Raw genomic sequence first — 11,191 nt, forward strand, 5'->3', positions numbered from 1 at the left:
ATATTCTGAAATTAATTACCGGATGTTTTTATAGAATCTTCATATTGATAATGAAAACATTCTCGATACAACTGTTTAATTTCATCATATGATGGCACACGTGGATTATTTGCTGGACTTCCACTTTCAATTGCATCTGATGCCATTTTAGAAATAGCTTTTTCAAATTCAACCTCACCAATTCCGTATTCTTTTAAATTTGGAATACGAAGATCAAAACAAAGTTTTTTTATTTCTCCCAGCGTGTAGTCGGCTACTTCTTCATCACAATAGGAATACAAATCTTTATTTAAACAACGACCAATATCCGCTAGTCTTTTTACTGCACTAACTTTTGTATATTCTAAAACTGTAGGTAATAGTATTGCATTCGATATACCATGTGGTACATGAAATAACGCTCCTACCGGCCTTGACATTCCATGAACTAACGTAACAGATGCATTTGAAAATGCGATTCCAGCTTGTAAAGAAGCAATCATCATCGCTTCTCTTGCCTCCATATTCTCTCTATCTTCATATGCACTACGTAAATATTTCATAATACTTTCAATAGCGGAAAGTGCAAGTACATCGGTAAGCGATTGTGAAACTTTAGAAATATATGCTTCGACTGCATGACATAATGCATCTATCCCTGTTGCTGCTGTAATATGAGGTGGTACCGAACGCGTTAAAATTGGGTCAATAATCGCTACTTGCGGTGTGAAATTTGGATGCTTCATCATCATTTTTACATCTGTTCGTTTATTCGTAATTACTGCTACACTTGTTACTTCCGATCCAGTACCAGAAGTTGTTGGGATTGCAATTAGTGGTAGCGGATCTTTGTCTATTTCCATATCTTTTTGGACATAATCTTCCACTTCTCCACCATTTGTATATAACACCGCAACTGCTTTCGCCGCATCAATACAACTTCCACCACCAATACCAATAATAAAATCACACTTTCCTTCTTTACAAATAGTTAACGCTTCTAACACGTGTATATTGGTAGGCTCAGCATTTACTTTATTATATGTAATAACAGTAATACCTTTCGTATTTAATTGTTGCATACACCTCTCAACATATCCTAAATTCTCCATAATTGTATCCGTAACTATAAACGCTCTTTTCCCCAACTTCTTAGATTGTTCCCCCAGCTTTTCTAGCGAATTTCTTCCATATAATACGGACTTCGGCATACGAAACTCAGCAACTTCTTGCAAGTACCCCACCCCTTCTTACCCTAATTAATGTTTTAGTTTATAAAATATCGACTTAATAAATTCCTGTTGCAGTATAGAATGCAATTACTAAAAATACAGCAACCGTTTTCAAAATTGTAATAGCAAATATATCTTTATATGACTGTTTATGTGTTAAACCTGTTACTGTAAGAATAGTAATAATAGCTCCGTTATGTGGTAATGTATCCATTCCTCCCGATGCCATTGACACGATACGGTGCATTACTTCTAATGGAATATCAAATTGATTAGCCGCTGCAATAAACTTATCTCCCATCGCACTTAAAACAATTCCCATTCCTCCTGATGCAGAGCCTGTAATACCGGCTAAAATATTTGTCGTTACTGCTCCATTCACTAGAGGATTTGTGAATGTGGCAGAAATACCATCTCTCATAATCGCGAATCCTGGAAGTGCTGCAATGACACCACCGAATCCAAACTCAGCTCCTGTATTCATCGTTGCAAGTAACGCTCCACCAATACTTGTATTCAATCCAGCTTGAAATCCTGTTACTACTCGTTTCCAATATAATAATAACGTTGTTACAATACCTATAATAAGTGCTAATTCTACTGACCAAATTCCAACTACTGCACTTAATTCTACTTTTCCAAATGCTTTCATGCCAATTGCAGAAAAATCAAAACCATTCGGATACCACTTCGGTATCATAATAGTAAAAGCTTTATTCATTACACCTACTAAAATAAGTGGTATAAAAGCAATCACTTGCTGAACTCTTGTAATTTCAATGCTTTTCAGTAATGGCATATCTTTTTGTTCTACTTGCACTTGCAAAGAAGCTGCCATTTCAGTATCCCCATCGTTAAAACCAAAATACCCTTCTCCTGCTGCCTTCGCCTTCTTACGTCTACTCTCTAAATATAGTAATCCTAACGTCAGTACAAAAATTGCCCCTACAATACCCAGTATCGGCGCAGCATAAATGTCCGTTTTAAAAAATGTTGTAGGTATTACGTTTTGAATTTGTGGTGATCCAGGTAGCGCATCCATTGTAAATGTGACCGCTCCAAGTACAATCGTTCCAGGGATTAAACGCTTCGGAATATTCGCTTGTCGAAACAGCTTAGCTGCGAACGGATATACAGCAAACACTACTACGTACACACTAACGCCACTATACGTTAAAATAGCACCCATTAATACAATCGCTAAAATCGTACGTTTTTCACCAACTAACTCTATAATTGTCTTTGCAATCGAGTCTGCAATTCCTGACATTTCTACTACTTTTCCAAATATTGCCCCAAGTAAAAATACAGGGAAATATAGTTTAATAAAACCTACCATTTTCTCCATAAAGATATTCGAAAAGAAAGGTAATACAAAACTAGGCTCTGTTAAAAATACCGCAAATAATGCAAATATCGGTGCAAATAAAATAACAGAAAACCCTCTATATGCTACAAACATAAGTAAACTAAGTGCTAATAATATAATAACTAGCTCCAATCATACCCCTCCTTTAAACTGAAAATTCAAACTTTTATTGATAAACTTCTACTAATCTTTTATTTCTGACATCCCTCCTCTTATTCATACAAATTTTTCATGCTAAAAATGTCTAATTATAAGTATTCGATTACATATGAAAAATCCCTTTAAACATAAAGTGAAACTTTAATCAGTGGGGGTTTTGTTCATCCCCCACTGATTATTAGTTGAACCAATCGGACGTTAACGGACAGTTGATCTCCCACCTAACTTCTTTGCTCCAACTGAATTTTGAGGTGGGAGTTTTACTGTCCGTTAACGCGGGATAAACGAATTCATCGTCATACGTTATAAAGGGATTGCTAGTCTCTATATTTACTGCTTTATCAAACTATTGTCTACACAAAAATGATGTAGTTCTTTTACATCATTTACTATATGAGTTGCACCAACTTCAGTCAATTCTGTTTTACTACCATAACCGTATAAAACACCAATTGAAGCAATCTTATTATGATTCGCACCGATTATATCGTGCTTTCTATCTCCAATCATAACAATGTCTTCTTTATTAAATTCTTCATTTGTTTGTAAAATATGAGCAATGATTTCTTCTTTCGTTATTCTTGTACCATCTAAATTACTTCCAATGATACTTTCGAAATAATTCGTTAGTTGAAAATGATCTAGTACTTGTTTTGCAAATACAGTAGGTTTTGAAGTTGCTATAAATAAATGATTTCCGGTATCTTTTAATTGTTTTAAGAGATTTGGAATACCCTCGTAAACATTATTTTCTAACAATCCACGCTGCTTTACATACTCTCTGAAATAAAAAACAGCTCGTTCAACTTCTCCTTCGTTCATATTGTATCTCTCTACGAATGATTGCTGGATGGGTGGACCAATAAATGAATCTAACTCGCTTACATGTAATTCTTCAATTCCAACCTTTTTTAATGCATATAATACTGAATTTATAATTCCTTCTTTCGGATCCGTCAAGGTTCCATCTAAGTCAAATAGAAATGTTGTGTACAAATTTAATCCCCCGCTCCTATTTACTTTGCATATTATATAGAAGGCTTTTTCATGCCTACCTTTTTACTATCATTATTTATCTTTTCGGAAATTTCTTATTCTATGTCACATACGTTCAGTTACAAAATGGAATACATATGATAAAGTAAAAAGGTTATAATTATTTTAATAGAAACTGGTGAATCTAATGTCAATAACCTTAATTGTTATAATGGTTTTCACAATTGTTATTCACGCGGTTGAAACAAGCTCTTATAGTATTCGATTAGCTGGAGTGCGTTTAAAGAGAATTGCTGTTGCTTTGTCTGTCGTAGGCATGGTGTTACTTATATCAAGAACATCTAACATGCTACAAGCCTTTTTAATCGGCGGGATTGTCGATGAGGCAAAACGAGACGCTTCCATTAATTTAGAACATACTATACGGCTCGTTCTATTATCCGCTTCTGTCGGTACTTTACTTGCAATTATACTGTATCCAACTTTGACCAAATTATTTGGATACGTCATTCAAAACTTTGAAACAGATGGTTCTTTCATTCGAATGATGAAAACAAATAACATTCAAAAATTAAAGTACACAAGAAAATACGTACGCTTTCCAAAATTAGAAATGATTCATAGACTGCGTATCGGTGGTATTCCAAAACGTATTATGCTTATTAACATGTTTGCTACTGCAATTTATACAGCTGGTGTTCTTTCAGCCCTATACGCTTCTTTTTTACTTCCAGCTTACGCAACAAAAGCTACTACAGCTTCTGGCCTTATTAATGGCTTTGCTACTATTTTATTAACAGTGCTGCTCGATCCACGTATCGCTCTTTTAACAGAGCGAGCTCTTCAATCAGAAGAAGGTGCAGAAGCAATGAGTAAAATGTATGGTTGGCTAATGATTTCTAGACTTTTTGGTACGTTATTAGCACAACTGTTATTCATACCAGGTGCTTACTGGATCACATGGATTATTAAACTGATGAATTAGTCCTCTATAAAAATAGTAGGTGGGATAACAAATGACTATACAAACAGAGCAAGATATAATTCGCTTAATCGAAAACGACGAATGGATGATGGATATATTACAAATGGCAAAATCACTAGAGCTACCAGATTGGTGGATTTGCGCCGGATTTGTTCGCTCTAAAGTTTGGGATACTTTACATGACTACGAAATACGAACGGCTACACCAGATATTGATGTCATTTATTTTGATCAATTACATACAGATGAGGTATATGAGCAATCACTAGAGAAAGCACTGGTAAATATGGATGCTTCTATACCTTGGTCGGTAAAAAATCAAGCTCGTATGCATGTAGTGAATAATATGCCACCGTACTCTTCTTCCGTTGATGCTATTTCTAGGTTTCCTGAAACAGCGACCGCTTTAGGAGTTACGCTTGACGAACTAAACAACGTCATATTAACAGCCCCATGTGGTATTGAAGATGTTCTTTCCTTACAAGTGAGGCCAACAACTCATTTTCTTGAAACAAAAGAACGTATACATATGTACAAAAACAGAGTTATTAAAAAGAATTGGCAAAGTAAATGGCCAAACATAACAATCACATATCCAGAAATTTAGAAAGGGTGCTTCTCATTTATAGAAGCACCCTTTTCTTCATTTCAAAAAATGCATGACTGTTTCTGCAAATCTATCTGCTTCCTCATAATGCGGTGTATGACCACTCTCTTCGAATACAATACAATCCCCATTTTGAGCATCTTTATTAAATATTTCAATTTGTTTTTCACACGTTACTGCATCGTGTTTTCCTACAATTAATAACATTGGATTTTGTATATCTTTTATTTTTTGTAATAATGAAGTATGAACTGCTCCTTCTACTTTTAATCTATCAAAATGAATTTTGGAGCGATTTGAAAATACTTCCCACTCTTCATCACTATACAAACTCTCGTCTGTCACATCTTCCTTATAATTGTAAATCCCCATTCTATTTTCTTCTAATTCATTGCTTAGTCTTATATAAGCATCTAGCAACTCTTCTGAAGTAGCATTGCTAGATGAATAAGCGATGGACTCTTCTGCTACTTTTTCTTTTCCATACTTTTTTAATAAATGCCCTGTCTTTTGTAACAAAGCTCTACTTGTTAATGCAAAATCGAAAGTTGGCGCTTCAAATATGATTTTCTCTATTGAACTTGGATATATCGAAGCATATAACAATGCTACATATCCACCGAAAGAATGTCCAATGACAGACCATTTCTCAATTTGTAATACTTTTTTTAGTTCCTCACAGTCTTCAATCAAATCATTTAATCCAAAAGCTTCGTCCTCAGTAATTTCTTCTGAGCGACAAACACCTCTTTGATCTATCATTATTACATATAAAGAATCTTTTAAACGTTCCGCTTGATGAAATGAAAAATTATAGCAACTTTCTCCTGGTCCACCATGCAAGTATAGGACTGGTTTATTTTTAAGATTTCCATACGTTTCAACGTATAGCTTTTTCCCTCTAATGTTCATGTATTTCCCTGTTCCCATCAAATTCGCCTTTATAATCATCACCTTCTTTTTTACTGAATATTATAACATCCTAGATTAAATAATCCCTATTACATTTAAAAAGACGATGATTATTGCAAGTGGCGCTACAAATCGAAGTAAAAACGCCCAACAAGTAAATACTTTCTTTCCATAATTTCCACCTACAAAAAACTCTGCTTCTAGCACCTTCTTTTCCATTTTGAATGAAACGAAAATACTAATAAATAGTGCTCCAAGTGGCATTAATATATTACTAGATAAGAAGTCTACTGCATCAAAAATATTCTTTCCGAAAATCGTAATATCACTCCATATTCCAAATGATAACGCGGATGGTATACCTACTAAGAAAATGCCGAAACCGATTATCCATGATAATTTCGTTCTCTTTTCTTGTTCACCATTTGCTAATGCTGAAACAACTGTCTCTAGTAGAGAAAATGCCGATGTTAATGTTGCAAATGTAAATAGTGCAAGAAATACTGTTAAGAACAACCCACCGAATGGAATTTGACTAAACACAGATGGTAATACGATAAATAGTAATCCAGGCCCTTCTGTCGGCTCCATTCCTAATGAAAATACGGCCGGAAAGATAGCAAGACCTGCAAATAATGAAACAAATAAATTCAATCCAACAATTGTAACTGCTGATTTTGGTAAACTTTCTTTTTTATTTAAATACGAGCTATAGGTAACCATAATCGAAATCCCGATACTAATCGCAAAAAATGATTGTCCCATCGCGAATAAAATACTTTCTGAAGTAATCTTTGAGAAGTCTGGTTGTAAGAAAAACTTCACACCTTGTATTGCATTATCAAGTGTTAATGAACGAATAATAAGAGCAACAAATAAAACGAACAATGCTGGCAACATATATTTACTTGCTTTTTCAATTCCATTTTGTACACCCTTTGATACAACCCAAATCGTAATGAACATAAAAGCGAAATGTCCCATAATCGCCCAAGCGGGATTTCCAATTGTTTCAGTAAATAATGCTCCATAATTTTGTCCCGGAGTAATAAGTTGTCCTGTTACTCCTCTGAATAAATAAATTAACACCCATCCACCTACAACACTATAAAACGAAAGTAGTATAAAACATGTTCCAACGCCAAGGCGTCCAATCCAGTGCCATCCTGTATTAGGTGCGATACTTTTAAATGCTCCAACTGCTTGTTTCTGCGTACTGCGTCCAATCATAAATTCAGCTATAAGTAATGGTAGTCCAATTAATATAGTAAATAATATAAAGATTAAAAAGAATGCTCCTCCCCCACTCTTCCCAGCGATATAAGGAAACTTCCATATTGCGCCAAGTCCAATTGCTGATCCTGCTGCAGCCATTATAAAACCTAATTTCGAAGTCCATTGCTCCGTCTGTTTCATCTTATTTCCTCCTAATTAAATTACTCTATATAGATAATTAAATTTTATAAACCAATCCGAATAAACCCTCCATTTCTATTTCCATAAAATAAAAAAATGGCTCAACGTCTCTATATAAAGAGACGCTAAGCCATTTACTTAACGCGGTACCACCCTTATTGATTCCATTATGAATCCACCTTAGTAGTAATCGTTTGATTACAAACCTAATATCGAAGGTTAACCGTTAAGATTTACTAAGAATGTGATTCCGTTCCACCTTACTGCTCCTAGGCGAGTTCAGGATGTCATTTGACTATGTCACACCAACCCATAGCTCTCTGTACAAATATACGACCTTACTACTCCTATTCAACACATTTAAATATTTAGAATATATTTTCTTTTGAAATTAATATGAAGTATATCGGTTATATTTGTAACTGTCAAGGGATATATTAAAATTTGGTGAGAAAACTCTTTTATTTTTCATTATCCTTCGTCATCATCATCACCGTGATCATCAGTACCTTCTTCTTGATCATCGTCATCTTGTTGTTGAGATGACTCCTTTTGCTGAATAGCATTATTTACCGCTGTAGTAGACATGACTTCACCTGTTATTGTATGTACTCTTACATCAACTGTTTCTGTTTGTTTTTTTATTATAATTTGGTAGGTAGACGTACCATTTATATTGACTACACTTACATTCTCGATTAATCCGCCTGGTACTTTTTGTAACGCAACTTCTTTCGCCTGCTCTTCTGTAACGACTTTTTGTATTTGTGAAGTACCAATAAAAGCACCCGTCGCTTCTTCAATTTCTACCATTACATTCTCATTTGCACTTTTCTCTATCTCTATTACATATACATTTTTTTCGTTCTTTTTCTCTAGTCTTATCCCTTTCACATTCCCTTGTACTTGCTGCACTGCAATCTCTTTTGCTTGCTGCTCTGTAACTTTTGTCGTTTGTTTCTGTAACAATTGAATTTTGCCAGTTGTTTTTTCAATCTCAACTATTGTACTTTGAGTAGCATTTGTTTCTATCGTTATAACAAACACTTCTATCCCATTTCTTTTTTCTAATATAATTTGTTTAATGATCCCCTGTACTTTCTGAAGTGCCATTTCTTCCGCTTTTTCTTTCGTTATTGTATTACTTTTTAATGATATTTCTTTTGCACGTTTTATGTTACCACTTTGAGCATCTACTATTATTTCATATGAGCCTTTTTCATTTAAAAGGTTTACCTTATATACATCTTGTTCCCCTTTGTTTACTAATTTCATATTTTTTATTTTTCCAGGATACTGTTCAGACACAATATTCTGAATTTGTTTTTCGGATAATATTTTTTCTCCTTGCTTAGAAACAATACGTTGTGATACAAAAGCTACACTTACAAGCACAAAACAAAGTAACAATGCAACCTTCCATTTCTTTTTCATTTTCAAGCTCCTATCTCTTTATAAAAAACGAGGCAAATATACGGTAACTTTCGTCCATTTTCCCTCTTCACTTTCCAGTTGTATATTCCCTTCATGAGCATCAATAATTTGTTTCGCAATCGACAATCCTAGACCTGTTCCTCCTGTTTCCCTACTCCTCGCTTTATCAACTCGAAAAAAGCGATCAAACACTTTCTGTATATCCTCCTTAGGAATTCCCATACCGTAATCTTGAATAGAAAAAAAGACTCTTTCCTTTTGTATTCCTACTATCAAATCGATTGAATCTTTACTGTATTTCATTGCGTTATCCAATAATACTACTAATACTTGTTTTATTTTTTGTTCATCAATATTTACAACAATCTTTTCTTCCTCTGTAATAACACGAAAATCCCGATTATATGTTTTTTCTAGTTGTTCCGCAGTCAACTTGCATAAACGAACTACATCTGATTCTTTCGTTTCCAACTTCCACTCTGCACTACTGTTGGCAAGCAGTAACATTTGATTTGTCATGCCTTTCATTCTTACTGCCTCTGAGTATATCGCTTCTACAGATTCTTCTAAAACATCTTGTTTTTTCATTCCCCATCTTTTTAATAATTTTGCATAACTTTCAATAACTGTTAACGGTGTTCTCAATTCATGTGAAGCATCTGAAACGAACTGCTGTTGTTTTTCAAAGTTTTGATGTAATAAATCTATCATTTTATTAAATGTCGTTCCCATTTTGTACAATTCATCTTTTGATTTTTTCTCTAGCGATATCTTTTTGAATATCCCTCTATCTTGTATATGCTCCATTGTTTGTATTAAAGAGTTTACAGGTTTTAAAATTAGTTTACTTAACATTCTGCCCGCAAAAAAAGACGGAATTAAAACGAAAAGTGAAGCAATAACTAATACATTTTTTAACATATTCAAATTCTCTTGCAAACTATCTAAACGTTCTGTCATTTCTAACGAAACGATTTTCCCATCATTCCAAATAATTGGCATTTTTATATAAGCGAATTTCCCACCATTCTTCTCATAAATTCCCGCCGATTCTTTTCTTTCAAATTTCGTATTTACTGCTGGGATTGGTTTTGTACTATCCACTTCTTGTCTAATCATTACATTTGAATTTTCATTAATAACTCTAATCATACCGTTTGAAGGTAAGTATGGTTGTAGTAGATTTACTGCGTCTATTTCTTTTGCTGATTCCGCATTCATTCCTTCTATAATATGTACTGCCTCACGTTTTAATCGTTCTAACTCTCCGTTCGTTGTAACTTTATAAAACAAAAAGTATATAGAACTATTAATAAGTAACAAAATAAGTAGTAACCATACTGTAGAGAATAAATATATTTTATTTTTAATTTTCATATACTACACCTTTAAGACATACCCAACACCTCTAACAGTGTGAATAAGTGGTACGTCCACATTACAATCTACTTTTTTACGTAAATATCGAATATACACATCGACAACATTTGTATCACCATAATAATCAAATCCCCAAACATTCGTTACGATCTGTTCTCGATTTAACACTTGATTTTCATGCTTCATTAAAAATAGTAATAAATCAAACTCACGTGGTGTTAATTCCACTAAATGATTCTCTCTTTTCACTTCTCGTGTTTTCTCATCTAAATATAAATCTGCAATTTGATAACTACTATTTTCCTCTTCTTTTCTTACGTTTGAAATTCTTAAACATGCACGAATTCTCGCTAAAAGTTCTTCTATTTGAAATGGCTTTGTAATATAATCACTTGCTCCTTGATCTAAGCCACTTACTTTATCAACAACTGAGTCACGAGCGGTTAATAAAATAATAGGTATTACAGCATTTTTCAAACGTATCCTTCGAAGTACTTCTAACCCACTTATATTTGGAAGCATTACATCAAGTAAAATTAAATCCCATTTACTAGCTTGAAACTTTTCCATTGCCTCTGTTCCTGTTTTAGCAATCTCACTTTCATATCCTTCAAACTCTAATTCTAACTGCACGACACGCGCAATCTTTTCTTCATCCTCAACAATTAAAATCCTTTCTCCCATAAAAGCCTCCCGCATTATATAATCTTTTCATACCATTT

The 11,191-nt window shown here is 33.9% G+C and carries 10 protein-coding genes and 1 other annotated feature; of the genes, 2 read left to right on the top strand and 8 right to left on the bottom strand.

Annotation, left to right across the window (positions count from 1 at the left end; all coding sequences use genetic code 11):
* Window positions 1–11: 11 nt before the first annotated feature.
* The 3 genes from eutG to QEP67_RS16875 all read right to left on the bottom strand — a co-directional run bounded on the left by eutG (window position 12) and on the right by QEP67_RS16875 (window position 3,735).
* Window positions 12–1,214, bottom strand: a complete 1,203-nt coding sequence (eutG, locus tag QEP67_RS16865) for an alcohol dehydrogenase EutG (protein WP_353706327.1) — start codon at window positions 1,212–1,214, stop codon at window positions 12–14.
* 52 nt (window positions 1,215–1,266) lie between these two features.
* Window positions 1,267–2,712: a GntP family permease gene (locus QEP67_RS16870; protein WP_064460254.1), complete on the bottom strand. Its 1,446-nt coding sequence runs from the start codon at window positions 2,710–2,712 to the stop codon at window positions 1,267–1,269.
* Between the two features lie 357 nt (window positions 2,713–3,069).
* Window positions 3,070–3,735 carry an HAD family hydrolase gene (locus QEP67_RS16875; protein WP_000288762.1) on the bottom strand — a complete coding sequence of 222 codons (666 nt, stop codon included), beginning with the start codon at window positions 3,733–3,735 and terminating at the stop codon, window positions 3,070–3,072.
* 187 nt (window positions 3,736–3,922) lie between these two features.
* Between QEP67_RS16875 and QEP67_RS16880 the strand changes: the two genes are divergently transcribed.
* The gene (locus QEP67_RS16880; RefSeq protein ID WP_000028923.1) at window positions 3,923–4,720 is read left to right on the top strand and encodes a lipid II flippase Amj family protein; all 798 of its coding nucleotides are present in this window, start codon (window positions 3,923–3,925) and stop codon (window positions 4,718–4,720) included.
* Window positions 4,721–4,751: 31 nt separating this feature from the next.
* Entirely contained in the window at window positions 4,752–5,327 is a 576-nt protein-coding gene (locus QEP67_RS16885; protein ID WP_000155283.1) for a nucleotidyltransferase family protein, read from the top strand.
* A gap of 36 nt (window positions 5,328–5,363) precedes the next feature.
* On the opposite strand, the gene QEP67_RS16890 is transcribed toward QEP67_RS16885, so the two are convergent.
* The 5 genes from QEP67_RS16890 to QEP67_RS16910 all read right to left on the bottom strand — a co-directional run bounded on the left by QEP67_RS16890 (window position 5,364) and on the right by QEP67_RS16910 (window position 11,153).
* Complete coding sequence (locus tag QEP67_RS16890; RefSeq protein WP_082179937.1) at window positions 5,364–6,278, bottom strand: alpha/beta hydrolase; 915 nt, start codon at window positions 6,276–6,278, stop codon at window positions 5,364–5,366.
* Window positions 6,279–6,314: 36 nt separating this feature from the next.
* Window positions 6,315–7,655, bottom strand: coding sequence for a sodium-dependent transporter (locus QEP67_RS16895; RefSeq protein WP_000814514.1), 1,341 nt, complete (start codon window positions 7,653–7,655; stop codon window positions 6,315–6,317).
* A 115-nt stretch (window positions 7,656–7,770) separates the two neighbouring features.
* Window positions 7,771–8,019, bottom strand: a binding site (T-box leader).
* 107 nt (window positions 8,020–8,126) lie between these two features.
* The gene (locus QEP67_RS16900) at window positions 8,127–9,089 is read right to left on the bottom strand and encodes a PepSY domain-containing protein (protein ID WP_048566486.1); all 963 of its coding nucleotides are present in this window, start codon (window positions 9,087–9,089) and stop codon (window positions 8,127–8,129) included.
* Between the two features lie 18 nt (window positions 9,090–9,107).
* Window positions 9,108–10,466 carry a HAMP domain-containing histidine kinase gene (locus QEP67_RS16905; RefSeq protein ID WP_061672896.1) on the bottom strand — a complete coding sequence of 453 codons (1,359 nt, stop codon included), beginning with the start codon at window positions 10,464–10,466 and terminating at the stop codon, window positions 9,108–9,110.
* A 3-nt stretch (window positions 10,467–10,469) separates the two neighbouring features.
* Window positions 10,470–11,153 carry a response regulator transcription factor gene (locus tag QEP67_RS16910; RefSeq protein ID WP_048566487.1) on the bottom strand — a complete coding sequence of 228 codons (684 nt, stop codon included), beginning with the start codon at window positions 11,151–11,153 and terminating at the stop codon, window positions 10,470–10,472.
* Window positions 11,154–11,191 lie beyond the last annotated feature (38 nt).

Origin of the sequence: Bacillus cereus group sp. MS39, from assembly GCF_040448665.1 — a bacterium.
Lineage (GTDB): Bacteria > Bacillota > Bacilli > Bacillales > Bacillaceae_G > Bacillus_A > Bacillus_A wiedmannii.

Bases quoted from the DNA above. Each gene is read 5' to 3' on its own strand.
- QEP67_RS16910 (WP_048566487.1), bottom strand. From the start codon at position 11,153: ATGGGAGAAAGGATTTTAATTGTTGAGGATGAAGAAAAGATTGCGCGT.
- QEP67_RS16890 (WP_082179937.1), bottom strand. From the start codon at position 6,278: ATGATTATAAAGGCGAATTTGATGGGAACAGGGAAATACATGAACATT.
- QEP67_RS16880 (WP_000028923.1), top strand. From the start codon at position 3,923: ATGTCAATAACCTTAATTGTTATAATGGTTTTCACAATTGTTATTCAC.
- QEP67_RS16900 (WP_048566486.1), bottom strand. From the start codon at position 9,089: ATGAAAAAGAAATGGAAGGTTGCATTGTTACTTTGTTTTGTGCTTGTA.
- QEP67_RS16905 (WP_061672896.1), bottom strand. From the start codon at position 10,466: ATGAAAATTAAAAATAAAATATATTTATTCTCTACAGTATGGTTACTA.
- QEP67_RS16885 (WP_000155283.1), top strand. From the start codon at position 4,752: ATGACTATACAAACAGAGCAAGATATAATTCGCTTAATCGAAAACGAC.
- QEP67_RS16895 (WP_000814514.1), bottom strand. From the start codon at position 7,655: ATGAAACAGACGGAGCAATGGACTTCGAAATTAGGTTTTATAATGGCT.